Consider the following 18,430-nt stretch of genomic DNA (forward strand, 5'->3'; position numbering starts at 1 on the left):
GCCTCTTTCATTCGATGGCGGTTACCTGCGGCGACCGATCCCATCAAGGGCGTAGAGCATATAAACCCCGCCAATCCCGACGATCGCCCCGAGGATCGACGTTCCCGAATAATTGGAGACGAGCGTGCCAAGGGCAAAAATCAGGGCGCCAAGACCCGCTCCAAGAAAAATGTTGACGGCGATCAGCGAACTGCCGAGGCCCGGCCGGTCCGCGATCAGTTCCTGCAGGTAGGTGATGGGTATGCTGATGATCGCGGCCGCCCCCAGTGCGCTGATGACGGTCTGGGCATAGATATGCCACGGCGCCGATGCGAGCCCCTGCAGGATCAGGTAAACAGCGTAAAGCAGTGCGCCCGCGGCAAGCGTCAGCGTCTGGGGCACCTTCTTTTCTATCCAGCCCCACAGTAGGATGAAAACGATTTCCAGCGCGGCGACGATACCGGCGACGATGCCGATATCGGCCACCGTACCCTTGGCCTGCCCGGTAATGATGAGGGAGCGCACGGAATCGTTCAAATGCAGCATCGAGCAGATCAATGCGATGGCGACGATCCGAAGTAGCACCCGACGCGATCCGATTTCACCAAGCGAGGCGCGCAGACCAAAACGCGCTTCGGTACTGGCCGAGGCGGGCGTGGCGGCGCGCGGCAGGCAGAAGGCCACCAGCAGAAAACAGACGAGCGCGCATATGCCCGAGAACAAGAACGCGGTCAGCATGTTTCCGGAATTCACCAGAAATACCCCCACAAGCCCCGGCACCAGCACCCAGGAAAGCGAGATCGTCGCCCGCATGATGGAATTCACCGCGATCATCTCGCCCGTCGAAAGATTGCGGGCGTCGGCACGCACATGCGCAAAGATCAGCGAATTCATCGCGCCGAAAATTGGCAAAAGCACGAGTTTGGAGGCCACAAAGGCAGTGGCATTACCGGCGAGATACACCAGCAGGTAGCCGCTGACACCGAAAAGCGCGATATAGAGCATTGGCTTGCGATATTCACCCAGCCTGTCAGCGACGATGCCCATAAGTACGCTGGCGCTGACATTGATGACGGCGGCAAACAGCATCAGCAGCGAATAGACGGTGTTGCTGAGCCCGATTTCGCGAATGCCGATCACCGCCTGATAGGGCGCGGTCGCCGCATTCGAAAATCCGAAGAATAGGATGGCGAGCGCCCCGATGCGGATCGACGGATTGTTGATGACGATGGAAAGAGCCGACGGCATGGATGTTCGCCTGAGATGATCCGGCAAAGCCGGATCGCTGGATTGAAGCTACCGGACCGCTGTCATCGCCAGCGGACCGAAAGGGCAGGATTCGGGATATAATCGAAGTGCGGCTTCCAGGGATAAAAATCGCCCTCCCGACGGCGATTGGGAAGATTTTCAATATCCTGATTGATTACCCCCTCCGTCAACGCCATGAGGTTGGGATTGGCGATTGGCGCAAGCTCCGGCGACAGATAACCGGATTTCACGACCAGAAGCCGCACGTCCTTCGGATCGAAGCCAAGACGGGTAAAATCCGAAATCATGTGATAGGGCCGGCGACGGGCCGCCAGAATGACCGTGATTCCGCCGATGGCGATCACAGCCTGCCGCTGATCTGCCGCACCGGGATCGTCCAGTGTCACAACCTCGGCTTCAACGGTGACGGACGGGCTCTTCGGATCAAGACTTCCGCCGATCTTCAGGGAAAGGATCGCGCCTTCGCCCGCCGCAAAACAGGCTTCGACCGCAGGCCTGTCAGTAATGCCGCCCAGCAATGCCTCCTGCCAGTCACGCGCAAGCAGCGCCGCCAGAACATCGGCGCGATCGCCCACCCCGCCGCCAGTGGGGTTATCGCCCGAGTCCGCCAGAATGATCGGCCGGGTGGTCGTCGTTTCCGCAATATCCAGAATTTTCGCGAGTGGCTCCGTCACGGGACCGAAATGAAAATCCTGCCGGGCGTCCCAGTAGGATTGCGCGATCTCGGCCGCAATTGCCTGTGCGGCCGCTTTATCCGTTCCCGTCACCACGGCGCAAGCGGTCGCTCTCGGTTCATCCGCCCAGACGTAGCCGATCATGAAATTCGCATCCCAGATGCCAGGGCGGGCGTCATGATCAGGAAGGAAAGCATAAAGGCTCCTGGCCGGCTCGTCTTCCGTGGAAGTCTTCTCGCCGGGCAGCAGAACGGGGATTTTCGCCCATGCGATACCGGGTCTTGTCCCTGTCTCCAGGGCCCTGATCAACATCGTCCAGGCGCGCACCATCGTCTCCCGCACATCGATATGCGGCGCAGTTCGATAGCCGGCAAATATGTCGAGTTGATCGATGATCGTCTGGCTGACATTGCCGTGCAGGTCGTAGCTCGCGGAGATGACGACATCCGGTCCGACCACGGTGCGGGCGCTTGAAATCCAGTCGCCCTCCGCATCGTCCATGCCTTCAACATTCATCGCGCCATGCATGGCGAGATAAAGTCCGTCCAAGGGCAATGACGCTTTCAGACGCTCGAGGAATTCCCGCTTGAAAGCGTCGTAGGCCGGGCGCGACACCGGACCGCCCGGCACCGCCCGGGCGTGCAGAAGCGGCAGCACCTCCGCTCCGCCTTCGCCGAGAAAGTTGAAATATTCGGCCTCCAGCAACTCCGCGCCGCGAAAGACGCGAAAATCCTCCTGCCCCATCAACACCGGCGAGTAGGTGCTGCACTCGGTATGGATTCCACCAACGGCAATACGCATGTCGCCTTCCCCTCAATACACCGGACTAAAGGGAACGATGGCCGCAAAACGCAACCAGTCCTTCTGCGCCTTCGGTGTCCAGGCCGCCTCGGCAATGGCCGGTAGCCGCGGGAAGACCAGATGGTTGAAATAGGCGCGGTTGAGGAAATGTTCGGACCAGATGCAGGCCTGAACGCCCTTCATCCTCTCCTTCAACTCCTCTGGAAAATCACCGATCGCCTCATAAGAGTAGGTGTGGGAAGGCGGAACGGTGCCGGCCCAGCTGGCACCCGGCTCCTGCCAGGCTTCGTCCTGAACCATGTCGAGATAATAGGCCTGCCCCGGGGTCATCACCACATCGTAACCCTGCCTTGCGAGTTCAAGGCCGACCTCCGGCTTCTGCCACGCCATCAGCAATGTTCCCGCGGGCTCGACGCCGCCGCCGTGCGAAACCTCATCCCAGCCGGCCAGCTGACGGCCGCGCTCGAGCAACATGGCCTGAATGCGTTTCATGAAATGGGACTGGATACCGAAAGTACCATCCAGTCCCTCCTTTTCCATCAGCGCCTTGGCGAGTGGCGAGGCGAGCCAGGATCCGTCCGCAACCTCATCGCCGCCGATGTGGATGAGCCGAGACGGGAACAGCTCCACCATCTCATCGAAAACCTTGCCGAGGAATTCGTAAGTGAGTTCGATGGCCGGATTGAGCGCGTTGTTAGGATATCCCTGCACGGAGCGATAGCTGTCAGGGGCTTCCTGCCCGTCCGTCAGTTCCGGATAGGCGACGAGGGCAGCCGTACTATGGCCGGGAATATCGACTTCCGGCACGATTTCGACATTCAGCGCCGCCGCATGGGCAACGACCATGCGCACATCGTCCTGGGTATAATAACCGGAGACCGGTTCCGCGCCGTTGCCGAGCTGCGGCAGAAGCGGCGCATCCGGGCCGCGTGTGGCGCCGGCCGTGGTCAGTAACGGATAAGCCTTGATTTCAAGACGCCACGCCTCATCATCCGTCAGATGCCAGTGGAAGCGGTTCATGCGCAGCCATGCAAGAATATCGATGAGCCGCACGACATCCTGCGTCGGATAGAATTGCCGCGAGACATCCAGGTGGCAGCCGCGCCAGCTATAACGCGGCGCATCGCTGATTGTGCCGGACGCGGGAAAACGGAACCTCGGATCGAGACGGGCGCCATGCAGCAATTGCGCCAGAACCGTCAGGCCATACTGCAGCCCGGCAGCGGCCGAGTATTCCACGACAACAAAGTCAGAGGAAAAGGAAAGGCGATAACCTTCCGCCTCCAGTCCGCTATGCTGTTTGAAGTGCAGGGCCTTTCCCTCATGCACAGGGGCGAGGCTGAAGGGCACGTGCCCGACGGCAAATAGCCTGCGGAACAGCGAAAGCACGGTTTCCACCGCAAGGACTTCATCGGCCTTGGCATCTTCCGACGGGAAGAGCGCGACGGGAAAGCCGTCGCCGGGTTCGGCATCGATTTCGGCAGGCCAGGGCTGGATGGCAAAAGGCAGAACAAGCTTGCCTTCCGGAAGCAGCACCGGCGCCGGCTCGCTGTGACGCCCGTCCAACATCAGGTCCCCGACATCAACGGCGCGATGCGTGCCGTCGGCAAGGCTGATATAGGCGGATTTTGCACCATCCGTGCGATGCCGGGCGGGCCTCAGCAACCCATCGACGGTGAAACGCCAGGATTTGCCGGGTTCCAGCACGAAACCGGCAGGCGGCGCGAATTCATGGAAATTGGCGTTACGGCGCAGATAAACCGCATTGCCGCAAACCGGCTTGTCTACCGTCCGCGTCAGCGACGTGTAAACGATACGGAAATCCCTCAGCGGCTCTCGGGAAAGGTTGATCAGCGTGAAGGTGAAGCCTCCGGATGCGGATTCCGCCAGTGGATGCCATGAATTTTCGAGACGATAGTTTGCGAGCGCCATGATGCTCCCCTTTATTGCGCATTTGACCCTATGAAAGGGCTCGGTCAGTAGTGTTCGGATTGCGAAAAAGTGCGGGCCAGCGGCGCCTGCCCCGCCGTGAGACCGCAATCGACCGGCAGGCACACGCCGCTGATGGCCGCCGCCTGCGGTCCCGCCAGAAAGGCGACCGCGTTCGCCACGTCTTCGGGTTTCACGATGCGCTGCAGCGGATACCAGCGCTTCGCCTCCTCGAAGACCTGGGGATTGGCAGCGGCCCGCACCTCCCACGCCTGGGTGCGCACGGTGCCCGGCGCGACAGCGTTGGAACGGATACCGAATTTCCCGTATTCGACGGCGATGAGTTTCGTCAGGTGGATCAATCCGGCCTTCGCCGCGCTATAGGCGGGATGGCCAAAAACCGACATGCCGTTGACCGACGTAATATTGACGACGGAACCCTGTGTCCGCTTCAGCGCGTCTTCAAAAGCCCGAAAGCAGAGAAACGGTGCTTCGAGATTAAGGGCATTATCCTGCCGCCATATTTCGGCGGTCGTGTCGTGCAGACTGACAGCCCTCGCGGCACCGGCATTGTTGACGAGTGTCGCCACATCGCCCAGCTCCGCGACGTCAGCCGCCAACCTCGAAAGATCTGCAGGATCGGTGACATCGCAGGTTTTTGCAACGAAACCGGATCCGGAAAGCAGAGAAAGCGCATTGGAAAGGGCTTCAGCATCGATATCAACCAGCACCACCTTCGCATGGCTTTCAGAAAGCGCCGCGGCAATCGCTCGCCCGATATCACCTGCCGCGCCGGTCACGATGGCGAGCTGGTCTTTCCTGTCCTTCATCTCCTGCAACTCCCTTGAAGTTTCACGACCCCTGTCGCGGGGTCTCGGGCCGAGCAGCCCACGTTTTCATCATCCCACCTTCAGTCGCCGAGCAATTGCTTGTCATCCGAATCGCGATGCTCCACGAGCTGCTGCTTGATGTGACGCAACGTCACCATCGATCTTTGCCGATGGTGATAAGCAGCAAGCGTCGCCAGAACATCGACGGCGGCCAGATAGGCGTAGCGCGATGAAGTCGGGCGGAAGATATTGTTTCCCTCGGGCACGTTGACACCCACCACCATATCCGCGGCCGCGGCAAGCGGCGTGTCGCTCTGGGTAAGCGCGATGGTGGTAACCCCCATGTCGCGAGCCAGCCTGAAACACTTCACCAGCTCCATGTTGCGGCCGGAAAAGGAGGAGCCAATAATCACGTCCTCCTTTCGGGCCGCGGCGGTCATCATCAGCTGCATGCTGTGATCGGCGCTGGTGGAGACACGCAAACCCAGGCGAAAAAGCCGGTTCTGGATTTCCGAAGCGATCATTGAGGAATTGCCGCCCGCGCCGAAGGCATAGATCATGCCGCTATTGGCGATCTTGATCGCCGCTTCATCGGCAAGGGCAGGATCGAGCGTCCTGTGCAACAGGAAAAGTGCTTCCTGAGCCTTGGCAAGCACCTCTTCCGCGACGTCCGAGGGGCCGGTGCTGGACGGTTCGGAGGTGAGGTACCGGATACCGACATAGGCCGTCTTGGCGAGACTGACCTTGAAATCCGAAAAGCTCTGGCAGCCCAGCCGGCGGCAGAACCGCGTCACCGTCGGCGGAGACACTTCGGCGCGGGCGGCAAGTTCAATGATCGACGCATTGACGGCGAATTCGAAATCCGAAACCAGAATATCGGCAATCCGCCGCTCCGATTGCGAGAATTGTCCTCTGTCTTCCTGTATTCTTGCGAAAATATCCATGCTCACCGGTCTCCGTTCCGCCAAAACTTAAGGCTTGGCCCCGTTTCCGATGCACCCTAATCCAGGCCGCGCGTCAACCGAATAAAGCCGGGAGCCGCCGTTGTTCCGTCCTCCCGAAGACACCCCTGACATCCTCAAAATGAAAACAGTTTTCTCTGTTGATTGGAAGATGAGCATATGCCAACAATAATCACCAGAGAAATTTCCAATTCCTGAAAATAATTTCAACAACGGACCAGAATCATGCGCGATCCCTTCCAAAACCCCTTCGCCGAAACCGACAGCGCCCGCCATTCCATCTGGGAGATGCTGGTAACGCGGGACATCGACGCTTTCCTTGCAGCCGACTGGTCCAGGGTAGCGGATGATTTCGTTGAAGACGGCTTCCTCGGCATCAATGCCAGTCGGGATGCAAATCCTGACAACTGGCGCCTGTCTTTCCCCTCTCTTGCCGCCTATCGCGACGAATGGGTGCGGCAGGCGAAGGATTTCCAAAACCAGCAATTTGCTGAAGACCCACGCCATGCGATCTTCACCACCACCACGCTTGAGGAAATCGAAGTGGAAGGCGAAACCGCGCTGGTTCGCAAGAAATTCGACGGCGGAATTCGCAGGGCCGATGGCGGTTTCGACGTCATGAAGTGGCAGACGCTTTATTATTGCCGGCTGCATGAAGGACGCTGGAAGATCCGCGGCTTTACCGGCTACATGCCCAACCCCATGCCGTGATCCAACGGAGATGCTGGAGTTCAGTGAACGCCGGGCCAAAAGCCCGGCGTTGTTTTTTCGCCCGGTGACGGACAAAAATCGCCGGACACCGATCGCATCAGGAAAAGCCGGGCGCGTTAGGACAGAGTGCATGGCCCGACTCCCAGCCGTTATTGTATCAGCTTGAGGACGGAAAGATCGACGCGCCGATCGAGAGCAATGCCGCTTTCGTCGAACAGGTGACAATCCGATGCCTTGATGCCGGTGACGATGGGCTCGTCCACCACCACGGGTGCGGAGCCGGAAAGCAGCGCGCAATAATTTTCACCTGTCGGCGCGACGCCATAGGCGATCGTGTTCACACCGAGCCGCTCGATGACACTGGGAGCCACCTTGATGTTGAGGTCCGCCGGCTCGAGGCCGGTATGTTCGGGGCGAATGCCAAGCGTTAGCTGCGCGCCTTCCAGAGCAGCGCGAGGTTCCACCGGCACGGTGATCGTCTGGCCCTCATAAGCCACCGTTACACCCTCGGGACCGACGGATTTGCAGGTGACCTTCAGGAAGTTCATTTTCGGATTACCGATGAACCCCGCGACGAACAGGTTCGCCGGCTTGTGATAAAGTTCGAGCGGCGCGCCCACTTGGGCGATTTCGCCGGCATTCAGCACAACGATGCGGTCCGCCATGGTCATGGCCTCCACCTGATCGTGTGTGACATAGATCATCGTTGCCTTGAGCGTCTTGTGAAGATTAGTGAGCTCGATGCGCATATCGGCGCGAAGGGCGGCATCAAGATTGGAAAGCGGTTCGTCGAACAGGAATATCTTCGGTTCACGAACGATGGCGCGGCCGATGGCAACGCGCTGGCGCTGTCCGCCGGACAACATGCCGGGGCGCTGCTGCAGGCGCTGGTCGAGCTGAAGAATCTTCGCAACGCTCTCCACCTTGTCCTTGATCTTGCCCTCTTCCATCTTTTCGACGCGCAAAGGAAAAGCGATGTTTTCGAAAACAGTCATATGCGGATAGAGCGCATAGGACTGGAAGACCATGGCGATACCACGCTTGACCGGCGGCAGTTCATTGACCTTCACGCCGTTGATGACGACGTCGCCGCCGGAAATATCCTCAAGGCCGGCGATCATGCGCAGCAAAGTGGATTTGCCGCATCCCGAGGGGCCGACAAAAACGACGAACTCGCCATCCCTGATGTCGAGCTGAACGCCCTTGATGACTTCGAAATGTCCATAGTTCTTGCGGACGTTGTTGAGATAAAGCTGACCCAAGACTTGCCTCTCCCGTCAGCGGCCGAAATCTGGCCGCATTCAGAGACGTTCCGGACAATGATGCGGAAACCGCGTCAGACCGGAACCGTTGAAAAACACGAGAAAGAGCAGCCACAGGGGGCGGCGACCAATCTCACGGCGAAACGGACCGGTTGCGGGCATTACGCCCGCAACCGTCGCAATCGGATTATTTATATTGCTCGAGAGCGCCAGAAGCCTTCTTTGCCGCATCTTCCGGCGTTGCCTTGCCGGTAACGACAGACTGAACCATCTCGATCATCACGTCCTGGAAACCCTTGTAGTCCGTGAAGAGCGGCTCCGGCCCACCATAGGCGATACCGTCGATCAGCGGCTTCCAGAAGGGATCCTTCGCAACGAATTCGTCTACCTTGGCAGACGGACGCAGCGGGGTGAGGCCCGCGCCGCCCTGCAGCTCATATTCGCCCTGGGGGCCGGGCGACGTGATGAACTTCGCAAATTCCGTCGCCTTTTCTTCAACCCCGGTTCCCTTGAAGATCGCCAGGCTGTCGGTGATGAGCAGCGTGCCGGGACCCTTGGCTTCCGGGCCGAGCGGCAGGGTCGCGATACCCCAGTTGATCTTGGTTTCCTGCAGGCGTGTTGCGGCGCCCGAGCCGGCCTGGATCATGCCGACCTTACCATCGAGGAAGATGGCGCGGATTTCATTCTGCTCATAGGCCGTTGGGCCTTCCACGGAATAGGGCGTGATGTCCTTGTAGGCCTTCAGCGCCGCGACAACCTGCGGGCTGTCGACCGTGACCTTGTCGCCGTCGATCACCTTGCCGTTGTTGGTATAAACCCAATGCATGAACTGGTGCATGGTATTGTCGAAGGTCTTGGCGGGGAGGCCGTAACCGGCAATACCCGTCTTTTCCTTGATCTGCTTGGCGAAAGCTATTTCTTCAGCCCATGTCTTCGGCGGCACTTCGGGATCGAGACCAGCCTGCTTGAACAGGTCCTTGTTCCAGTAGAGCGCCTTGGTCGAGAATGCGACGGGAACGCCCCACTGCGTGTCCTCGAACGTCACCGTGTCGACGATGTTGGGGTAATAGCTCTTCTTTTCGTCTTCGGTCATCGGCACCGGAACGATCAGATCGTTCTGCGCGAACTGCTTCAGCGTGCGCGAACCGACATAGGCCATGGCGACGGGCGTGCCGGCGGCGGCAAGCGTTGTCGCCTTGTCCTGGCACTGCGCCCAGCCGACGACCTCGGGCACAACCTTCCAGCCCTCGTTCTTGCCTTCCCATTCCTTGATGTATTTTTCGTGGATCGGGTCCATCTTGTCGCCGCAATAGATCCAGCTGATCTCCTTGTCGGCCGCGTGCGCCGTCACCGTGGTAAGGGCAGTGGAACCGGCAAATGCGAAAGCGCAGAGCGCCAATCCGTAATGTTTCAGTGCCATAGGTAGTCTCCCGTTTTGGTGGTCGTTCCGGTTGTTGTTTATTTCACCGCGCCGGCGGTCAGCCCGCTGACGAGATATCGTTGCATGAAGAAGATCACGACCATGGCCGGCGCAATGCCGACGAAGCTGGCCGCCATCAACTCATTCCAGATGACTTCCTGACGACCGAAATAGGCGAAGAGGCCGATGGGCAGCGGCATATATTCGGTCTTGGAATTGAAAGTGAGCGCGAAGATGAACTGCTGCGCATAAGCGCCGATGAAGGTTGTGATGGAGACCACGGCGATACCCGGCATCGCAAGCGGCAGGATCACCCGACGGAAGGTGTAAAAGTAGCTTGCGCCATCCACATAGGCCGCCTCTTCCAGTTCCCGCGGGATACGCAGCATATATGTGCGCAAAAGCCAGATCGCGGTCGGGATCAGGAAAGCGGCTCCGGGAATGATCATCGCCAGATAAGTATTCAGCACACCCATATTGCGCATCAGCCGGTAAAGCGGGATCAGGAGCACGGCGCCGGAGAACATGTTGATCGCCAGAAATGCACCGAGCAATTGCCCGCGGCCGCGAAACTGGAACCGGGCGAAGGCATATGACGCCGGCACCACCAGAAGCAGAACGATGATCGTGGAGATCGTCGAAATGAAGAACGAGTTGAAGACGTAGCGGGCAAAGCCCGGAACGCTGACCCACATGGTACGGTAGGCCTCGAAGGAACCGTTTGTCGGCCAGAACTTGTAAGGCGAGGAAAACAGCAGGCTGAGCGGTTTCAGCGAAACCAGGAATCCTTCGACGAAGGGCGCCAGCACGAAGGTCAGGAACACGGCGATACCGCAATAAATCCCGACAATTTCATACCACCTGTAGCGGTTGATCATCGCATTCTTGTCGGTCATCGGCTGGCCTCCTGCGAGATGCGGCTGGTAATGCGGAAGTAGAAATAGGTGAAGATCGACAGGAAGATGCAGATCAGCACGGCGCGCGCGGCACCTTCACCATATTTGTAAGAGCCGATCGCCGTCTTGTACGTGTCGATGATCATGGTCGTGGTCTGGCCGGTCGGTCCGCCCTGCGTCAGGATCCAGATGATATCGAAGGAATTAAAGGTCGAAATCAACGAGATCATCGACATGGTAATCATCGCGGGCAGCATCAGCGGCAGCGTGATGCGGCGGAAGCGGTAGAGGCGGCTTGCCCCGTCTGTCCATGCGGCCTCGTAGAGATCCTGCGGAATGGCCTGGATGGCCGCCAGCAGATAGAGCGTCACCATCGGCACGCCGATCCAGACGTCAGTGACGATCGTTGCCCAGAATGCCGTTCTGCCATAGGCGAGGAATGCGACCGGACCATCCACCAGACCGAGGTTCTGCAGCACGCCGGAAATCATGCCGAACTGGCCGTTATACATCCAGCCCCACATGAAGATGCCGATAGCCATCGGCACGATCCACGGCGGCATTGTCAGGATGCGAAACAGCGCCCGGCCGGGAACGGCGGAGTTCAGCAGCACTGCACCAAAGGTGCCGATGATCATCTTTATCGAGACGGAAAAGAACGTCCAGATAAAGGTCCGCGTGATGACATCGGCAAAAGTAGCGTTGAAGATCTTCTCGTAATTGATGAAGCCGACCCAATTTGTCGTTTTCCTGAGCGACGCATCGGTAAAGGACAGGATGAAGGTATCGACAAGCGGATAAGCAACGATAACCGTGATGTATAAAAGCGCCGGCAAAAGAAGGAGCCAGGCAAAGACGACAGCGCTGCGTTTCGCTTCCATCGCGCCGCCCCTCAAGCCGTTTTCACGGCGGGGGATTTCGGCTGCCCATGCAGGGCCAGATCATATGCCTCCCAAACCGGCTTCAGATCGACCACCTTGCGGCCATGACGCGCTTCATCCATCGCAAGCGCCAGAATACCGGCCTCAATTGCGTCGAGTGCGGAAACCGGAAGCGGCGCGCCCTCTACGACATGGGCGATGACGTCCTCCGCCATCTGCTCGTCCGCACCATAATGCTGCGAGAGCGTGGTTGCCGCCGAATAGGTCTTGGCCAGGGTCTTTTCATTGGTGCGGGCATTGTGCACGTTGAGAAAACCGCGCACGAAATCGCCCTCCGCCATGCCCTTGGCGCCGATGACGCAGAAACGGCGGAAATCATCGGGAACGTTGAGATTGGTATGGAAAGCGAGCGAAGCGCCATTTTCATATTCGACGATCGCCGTCTGGTAATCGATGATATCGCCGTCACTGTCGAAAACCTTGTCGGATCCCATCCAGCCGCTCGGCTTGCGATGGTAAACCTCCATGTCGTTGATGCCATCATTCTGCGGCGCATTGGCCGGCGTGAAGCTTTTGCGCCCGCCAAAGCTCGATACGAAACGGGGTCGCGCGCCGACAACACCATTGTAGAGATCGAGATCGTGGCAGCATTTTTCGAGCATGAAGGAGCCGGAATAGTGCTCATAACGCCGCCAGTCGCGCATGAAGAATGCGCCGTGATAGGGCGGAATATGCTCGGAAGCCTCGATGGAAACGACATCGCCAAGCTTACCTTCAGCCTGTGCGGCGCGCAGATCGCGGTAAAGCGGCGAATATCGCAGAACGAGACCCACCAGCAACCGCTCGTGACCATGCTTGTTGAGGAGCCGGGCAAGTTCGAGGCTTTCCTCGATGCTGACGACGATCGGCTTTTCGGAGAAGATGGTGCAACCCGCCTCAAGACCGATGCGGATATGGTCGAGATGCATGTGGTTCGGCGAACCGATCATCAGGAGATCGAATTTTTCATTGGCGATCAAGGCCTCGGGGCTGTCGTAAGCCTTGCCGGCCGAGATCCCCTTTTCCTTGAGACCCGGCAAGCCCGCCGGCGCCGGATCGACATAACCGACGATCTCGAAATCCTTGTCGATCTCATGAAAAACGTAGCCCAGATAACCGAGACGGAATCCGAGTCCGATAATTCCCACCTTCATGAACTTTGTTCCCTGCTCATTCGTAAATAATTTTCGCAGATTCAGCCAATTCTCCGCTGGCTATTCAGTTATCTGCGATAATTTCCAACCATGATGAAATTAGTTTTCAAAACGGTCAAGCAAAATTCGATTTACTCTGGCAAGTCGCGGATATGAAACCGATTCTTCCAGGCCAGCAGGACGCGCAACAGCTATTCACCGGCAACCGATGCCAAAACAATACCAAAAAAATGCCAATCGTCTAGAGCAATTACAATGCTCAGAAAATTTTTTTGGTTAATGCGGAAATTTCGATCATAAGGCCTTAAATTGAGGCATTAGAACGAAAAAAGCTCCGATTAATAATACAAGTTCGCCAATGGTTCTATTTTGGTATTGCTGATCGCGACTTGTGTGGTATAGCCAGAAGCAGCCATATCGGATTGTAACAGAGGTTATGGATGAACGGGGCAGCGCTTAATCTGGAGGATCTGCAATCGGGTGGCGGCCCGCTTTACCTAAAGCTGCGCCAGACGATTGAAGACGCCATCAATGGTGGCCGCCTGAAACATGGTGATGCCTTGCCGCCAGAGCGCGACATTGCGGAAAGTGCCTGCGTCAGCCGCGTCACGGTGCGCAAGGCGGTGGATGACCTCGTGCGCGACGGCCTCCTCGTCCGGCGGCACGGTTCCGGTACCTTTGTCGTCAAGCCGATCACCCGCATGCAACAGCCTCTGACCAAGCTCACTTCGTTTACGGAGGACATGCGCCGGCGTGGCATGACGGCGAGCACCCGCTGGCTGGACAGAGGCCTCTTTCACCCCACCGGCGACGAAATGATGGCGCTTGGCCTTTCACAATCGGCCATGGTGGCGCGGCTCACCCGTCTGCGCCTTGCCAATGACCAGCCGATCGCGCTCGAAGTCACGAGCCTGCCAGGCGATATTCTGCCCGACCCGCAACAGGTCGAAAATTCGCTCTATCTTGTGCTTGAGAAAAGTGGCATTCGCCCGGTGCGCGCCATCCAGCGCATCTCTGCCCGTAACCTTACCGATGAAGAAACCCTGCTGCTTGGCGTTCCGCCGGGCTCGGCAGCGCTTTCCGTTCAACGAATGGCCTATCTGGAAAGCGGGCGCCTCATGGAAATATCCCGTGCGCTGTACCGCAGCGACGCCTATGACCTCGTCGCCGAACTGACGATGGGCCCCGAGTGACCACCAGTGATCAAGGACAGAAACAATGACAACCCTGATGCGCCAGGAAATCGATGAGATTCCCGATGCAGTCGCCCGCCTGCTCGACAATGCCAATTCGGACTTCCAGGAAGCCGGCGCCAAGCTGAAGGCCCGTGATCCGGCCGTTATCGTCACCATCGCCCGTGGATCTTCCGATCACGCCGCCCATTTCCTGAAATATGCCATCGAACTGCAGACCGGGCTTCCGGTCGCCTCGCTCGGCCCGTCGCTCGCCTCGATCTACCAGACGAAGCTGCGGCTGGAACGGGCGGCGGCCATTGCCGTTTCGCAATCGGGCAAGAGCCCGGATATCGTCGCCTTGGCGCAAAGTGCGCGCGATGGCGGCGCGCTCACTTTCTCGCTCGTCAACACCCTGCCATCTGCGCTTGGCGATGCCGCCGATCACGCGATCGATATACAGGCTGGCCCGGAAAAAGCCGTGGCTGCCACCAAATCCTTCGTCAACTCCATCGTTGCCGGTCTCGCGATCCTTGCCGAATGGACGGAAGACAACCTGCTTGCCAAGGCGATCAGCGCCCTGCCGCAGAATTTCGCCCGGGCCGTCGCCCTTGACTGGAGCCACATCGGCGAGGCGGTCAAGGGTGAGGAATCGCTTTATATGCTTGGCCGTGGTCCTGCTCTCGCCATCGCCGCGGAAGCCGCGCTGAAATGCAAGGAAACCTGCGAACTGCACGCGGAAGCCTATTCGTCGGCGGAAGTCATGCATGGCCCGGTTTCGCTGGTCGCGCCGAGATTTCCGGTGATCGCCTTTGCCGCCCGTGACCGCGCCGAGACCTCCGTGACGGAAATTGCCGCAAATCTCTCCCGCAAGGGCGCCAATGTTTTCGTTACATCCTCAAAAGGCAGCCCCGCCAAGTCCCTGCCCTTCGTGGAAACCAACCATCCGCTGACCGATGCATTGTTGTTGATCGCGCCGTTTTACGGCTTCATCGAGCAATTGTCGCGCCTGCGCGGCTTCAACCCGGATGCGCCGGTGGCGTTGAAGAAGGTGACGGAAACTCAATGAGCGGCATCAAGGCATTCGTCGGCGCCCGCATTTTCGATGGTGCCGCATGGCAAGACGACAGGGTGCTCGTGACCGTGGATGGCCGTGTCGGCGACATCAGTGGCCGCATGTCCGCACCGGCAGAAGCCGAGATCATCGACGCGCCAGGATTGCTGATCACGCCTGGCTTCATTGACCTTCAGGTCAACGGCGGCGGTGGGGTGATGTTCAATAACCAGCCGGATGCGAAAGGAATAGCCCGGATCTGCTCCGCCCATGCGAAATTCGGCACCACGGCGCTGATGGTCACGCTCATCACCGACCGGCCGGATATCACATTGCGAGCCGCCGAAGCGGGCATTGACGCCCAAAGAGAAAGGGTGCCCGGTTTTCTCGGCCTGCATTTCGAGGGTCCGCATCTTTCAGTTGCCCGCAAGGGCACACATGATCCGGCACTGATCCGCAAAATGGAAGCGCCTGATCTGGCGGTGCTGACCGGATGCAAGGCAAAACTCCCCTTCGTGATGACGACCGTTGCCCCAGAGAATGTAACCTTGGAACAGGTCAAGGCGCTGGCAGAAGCCGGCATCGTCGTCAGTCTCGGCCATACGGACACAGGACTCGACATGGCGACTGCCTATGTCGAAGCAGGTGCTTCGATGGTCACACATCTTTTCAATGCCATGAGCCCGCTCGGTCATCGCGAGCCGGGGCTCGTGGGGGCGGCACTTTCAAACGGCAAGCTCGATTGTGGATTGATCGCCGACGGTTTCCATGTCGATCCGGCCGCGATGGGCATTGCGCTGCGCGCAAAGAATGGCCCGGCCCACATCTTCCTCGTCACGGATGCCATGTCGACTATCGGCACCGACGATGATGGTTTTGAGCTGAATGGCAGGCGTGTCTATCGCAACGGCGGCCGGCTGACGCTTGAAGACGGTACGCTGGCGGGGGCGGATATCGATATGCTCTCCTGCATTCGCTTCATGCACGAAAAGCTGGGCACGCCGCTGGAAGAGGCCTTGAGAATGGCGTCCGCCTATCCTGCCGAGGCAATCGGCGCTTCTGGCAAAGGCAGACTTCTGCCTGGTTTCGATGCGGATTTGGTCATGCTTACACCTGACCTTCAGATGCATTCGACATGGATCGGGGGAGATAAGATCCACGATGCCGCTCGCTCCGGAGGCTGAATCATGATCGTTTGTTTCGATATAGGCGGAACGACCATCAAGGGCGCGATTGCTTACGCTCCTGACGATATTCGCCCCGTGCCGCGCATCCCGACTCCAAAGACCAGCTTTGAAGACTTTGCCGCTGGCCTGAAATCCGTCATCGACAATAGTGGCGGCACACCCGCCTGCGTGTCGCTGTCGATTGCCGGCGTCATCGATGCCGACACCGGCAGGGCCACTGTCGCCAATATTCCAAGTATTCATGGCCGCGCGCTGAAGGACGAACTGGAACAGGCGCTGGGCCTTCCTGTCATCGTCTCCAACGACGCCGACTGTTTCGTGATGGCCGAATCGGAGATCGGTTCCGGGCGGGGCCATCGCGTGGTTTTTGGCGTCATCCTCGGAACTGGTGTCGGCGGAGGTCTGGTGATCGACGGCCGGCTCATCAACAGCGAGGGTGGCTTCGCCGGCGAATGGGGCCACGGACCCGTGGCTGCAACGCGGGCCGGCAACCCGCCGGTCGAGTTGCCTCGGTTCGAATGCGGCTGTGGCCTCACGGGTTGTGTCGATGCCATTGGCAGCGCCCGCGGCATGGAAAAGCTTCATATGCATCTCCACCGGCAGGACATGACCAGCGAGGAGATCATCGCAGCCTGGTTGGGCGGCAACCCGGACGCCGCAAGAACCATCGATATCCTTGTCGATATTCTCGCTTCGCCGCTTGCGATGGTGATAAACGTCACCGGCGCAACCATCGTGCCGGTCGGCGGCGGCCTGTCAAACTCCAGGGAACTGCTTGCCACACTGGATGAAGCGGTCAGAGCCCGAATTCTCCGTCGCTTCGCCCGGCCGCTGGTCGTGCCTGCCATCTGCAGGATTGAACCGGGACTGATCGGCTCGGCCGTTCTCGGGCTGAAACATGCACGGGTGATCGAAGAGGCCTGAACGGACGCCTACACGCCACCGAAGGATCAACGGGTCAACTTCTCCCGTCGGAAACCGAGGCCGATCAAACGGCCGGCGAGATGGGCGAGAAGCGGAACGCGGGCAATCATGCGCACGAAAGCGGGGGGCCCTTTCGCCTTGCGGCTATTGCCCTGATCCTTCTTCCGGCTGCTGCGCATCATCAATTGCAGCTTTTGTGTCGCCCTTGTCGGAAATGAGCGCCGCGCTTCGATGGCCATCAATTCCCGCTCGCCTGGCTTTTCGCCCCGCGCAAGAACGGGAATGAGAATATTTGCGGCGGCAACGGCATCCTGAATGGCAAGATTGACACCGACGCCGCCAATGGGCGACATGGCGTGAGCCGCGTCACCGATGCAGATGAGGCCAGGCTTCCACCACCGCTTCAGCCGGTCGATCCTGACCGTCAGCAGATGCACATCCTCAAAGGTCTGAAGTTCGAGAAGCCGTTCCTGCGGCAGCGGGCACACTTTCGCCACCGCATCGCGGAACGCTGCGATACCCTGAACCTTCATCTCGGCGAAGGTTCCGCGGCGGACCACAAAACCGCACTGCCAATAATCGCCGCGATCTATCAGGACGAAACCCTGCTGGGGGCCGGCATGCGCCATGGTTTCCGCCGGATCGCCCGGCTGCCTGGATAGTTTCATCCAGAGAACCTCCGTCGGCTGCCCGAAGCTTTCCACCAACAGACCTGCCTTGTCCCGCACGATTGAATTGCGGCCATCCGCCCCGATCACGAGCTCGGCATCGATCTCCAGCGGCCCGTCGGACGTATCCACCACGAGACCCGCAACAACGCCATCGCGCTCGCGCAGACCCGAGACACCTGCATTCATGAGCAGCGTGAAATTCTCATATTGCCCTGCCTTGCCGGCAAGAAAGCTTAGGAAATCCCATTGCGGCATGAAGGCGATGAAACGGTTTCTCGCAGGCAGCCGGGAAAAATCGGCGATGGTGACCGTCTGACCCGCAATCTCGGCATGAAGTTTCTGCGCTCTCGTATGCGGCAGCGCCAGAAACTCCAGAATGAAGCCTAGCTGCTCAACAATATCGAGAGTGGAAGGATGAATGGTATCGCCCCGAAAATCGCGCAGGAAATCGCCATGCTTTTCAACGATGGTGACATCGATACCTGCTCTCGCAAGGAGGAGCCCGAGCATGAGCCCGGCAGGGCCAGCGCCGGCAATGGCAACCCTTGTGATGATCCGCTTCCGCTCTGGCATTTCGGCGTCAAGGCCCCCGGCAACCATACGATCCCCCACCAC

At 59.0% G+C, this 18,430-nt stretch carries 16 protein-coding genes; 5 read left to right on the forward strand and 11 right to left on the reverse strand.

Annotation, left to right across the window (positions count from 1 at the left end; translation table 11 throughout):
* Window positions 1–21 precede the first annotated feature (21 nt).
* From HQN82_RS10910 to HQN82_RS10930, 5 genes are all read right to left on the reverse strand, one after another.
* A complete protein-coding gene (locus HQN82_RS10910; protein WP_037090257.1) occupies window positions 22–1,227 on the reverse strand; it encodes an MFS transporter in 1,206 nt (401 codons plus the stop codon).
* A 62-nt stretch (window positions 1,228–1,289) separates the two neighbouring features.
* Window positions 1,290–2,723, reverse strand: coding sequence for a M81 family metallopeptidase (locus HQN82_RS10915; protein WP_112765614.1), 1,434 nt, complete (start codon window positions 2,721–2,723; stop codon window positions 1,290–1,292).
* A gap of 12 nt (window positions 2,724–2,735) precedes the next feature.
* On the reverse strand, window positions 2,736–4,655 hold the full coding sequence (locus HQN82_RS10920; RefSeq protein WP_112765615.1) for a beta-N-acetylhexosaminidase: 1,920 nt from the start codon (window positions 4,653–4,655) through the stop codon (window positions 2,736–2,738).
* Between the two features lie 44 nt (window positions 4,656–4,699).
* On the reverse strand, window positions 4,700–5,482 hold the full coding sequence (locus tag HQN82_RS10925) for an SDR family oxidoreductase (RefSeq protein WP_045533303.1): 783 nt from the start codon (window positions 5,480–5,482) through the stop codon (window positions 4,700–4,702).
* Between the two features lie 80 nt (window positions 5,483–5,562).
* Window positions 5,563–6,426 (reverse strand): MurR/RpiR family transcriptional regulator, encoded by an 864-nt coding sequence (locus HQN82_RS10930; RefSeq protein ID WP_006698207.1) that lies wholly within the window; start codon window positions 6,424–6,426, stop codon window positions 5,563–5,565.
* A 243-nt stretch (window positions 6,427–6,669) separates the two neighbouring features.
* Between HQN82_RS10930 and HQN82_RS10935 the strand changes: the two genes are divergently transcribed.
* The gene (locus HQN82_RS10935) at window positions 6,670–7,155 is read left to right on the forward strand and encodes a hypothetical protein (RefSeq protein ID WP_045533305.1); all 486 of its coding nucleotides are present in this window, start codon (window positions 6,670–6,672) and stop codon (window positions 7,153–7,155) included.
* Window positions 7,156–7,304: 149 nt separating this feature from the next.
* On the opposite strand, the gene HQN82_RS10940 is transcribed toward HQN82_RS10935, so the two are convergent.
* The 5 genes from HQN82_RS10940 to HQN82_RS10960 form a co-directional block, all read right to left on the reverse strand.
* Window positions 7,305–8,417 carry an ABC transporter ATP-binding protein gene (locus HQN82_RS10940; protein WP_045533307.1) on the reverse strand — a complete coding sequence of 371 codons (1,113 nt, stop codon included), beginning with the start codon at window positions 8,415–8,417 and terminating at the stop codon, window positions 7,305–7,307.
* A 187-nt stretch (window positions 8,418–8,604) separates the two neighbouring features.
* A complete protein-coding gene (locus tag HQN82_RS10945; RefSeq protein WP_004443722.1) occupies window positions 8,605–9,837 on the reverse strand; it encodes an ABC transporter substrate-binding protein in 1,233 nt (410 codons plus the stop codon).
* A gap of 38 nt (window positions 9,838–9,875) precedes the next feature.
* Window positions 9,876–10,733 (reverse strand): carbohydrate ABC transporter permease, encoded by an 858-nt coding sequence (locus HQN82_RS10950; protein ID WP_004443724.1) that lies wholly within the window; start codon window positions 10,731–10,733, stop codon window positions 9,876–9,878.
* Window positions 10,730–11,614, reverse strand: a complete 885-nt coding sequence (locus HQN82_RS10955; RefSeq protein ID WP_004443728.1) for a carbohydrate ABC transporter permease — start codon at window positions 11,612–11,614, stop codon at window positions 10,730–10,732. Before HQN82_RS10955 ends, HQN82_RS10950 begins: the two co-directional genes overlap by 4 nt.
* Window positions 11,615–11,625: 11 nt before the next feature.
* On the reverse strand, window positions 11,626–12,807 hold the full coding sequence (locus HQN82_RS10960; protein ID WP_004443731.1) for a Gfo/Idh/MocA family protein: 1,182 nt from the start codon (window positions 12,805–12,807) through the stop codon (window positions 11,626–11,628).
* A 440-nt stretch (window positions 12,808–13,247) separates the two neighbouring features.
* Between HQN82_RS10960 and HQN82_RS10965 the strand changes: the two genes are divergently transcribed.
* From HQN82_RS10965 to HQN82_RS10980, 4 genes are read left to right on the forward strand one after another with little or no spacing between them, the layout of a single operon-like run.
* A complete protein-coding gene (locus HQN82_RS10965) occupies window positions 13,248–14,000 on the forward strand; it encodes a GntR family transcriptional regulator (protein WP_112765618.1) in 753 nt (250 codons plus the stop codon).
* 25 nt (window positions 14,001–14,025) lie between these two features.
* Window positions 14,026–15,048 carry an SIS domain-containing protein gene (locus HQN82_RS10970; protein WP_004443735.1) on the forward strand — a complete coding sequence of 341 codons (1,023 nt, stop codon included), beginning with the start codon at window positions 14,026–14,028 and terminating at the stop codon, window positions 15,046–15,048.
* Window positions 15,045–16,217, forward strand: a complete 1,173-nt coding sequence (nagA, locus tag HQN82_RS10975) for an N-acetylglucosamine-6-phosphate deacetylase (protein WP_173614879.1) — start codon at window positions 15,045–15,047, stop codon at window positions 16,215–16,217. Before HQN82_RS10970 ends, nagA begins: the two co-directional genes overlap by 4 nt.
* 3 nt (window positions 16,218–16,220) lie before the next feature.
* Window positions 16,221–17,144 (forward strand): ROK family protein, encoded by a 924-nt coding sequence (locus tag HQN82_RS10980; RefSeq protein ID WP_006698215.1) that lies wholly within the window; start codon window positions 16,221–16,223, stop codon window positions 17,142–17,144.
* Between the two features lie 26 nt (window positions 17,145–17,170).
* On the opposite strand, the gene HQN82_RS10985 is transcribed toward HQN82_RS10980, so the two are convergent.
* On the reverse strand, window positions 17,171–18,415 hold the full coding sequence (locus HQN82_RS10985; RefSeq protein ID WP_427832739.1) for an FAD-dependent oxidoreductase: 1,245 nt from the start codon (window positions 18,413–18,415) through the stop codon (window positions 17,171–17,173).
* Window positions 18,416–18,430 lie beyond the last annotated feature (15 nt).

This window comes from Agrobacterium pusense (assembly GCF_013285525.1).
Lineage (GTDB): Bacteria > Pseudomonadota > Alphaproteobacteria > Rhizobiales > Rhizobiaceae > Agrobacterium > Agrobacterium pusense.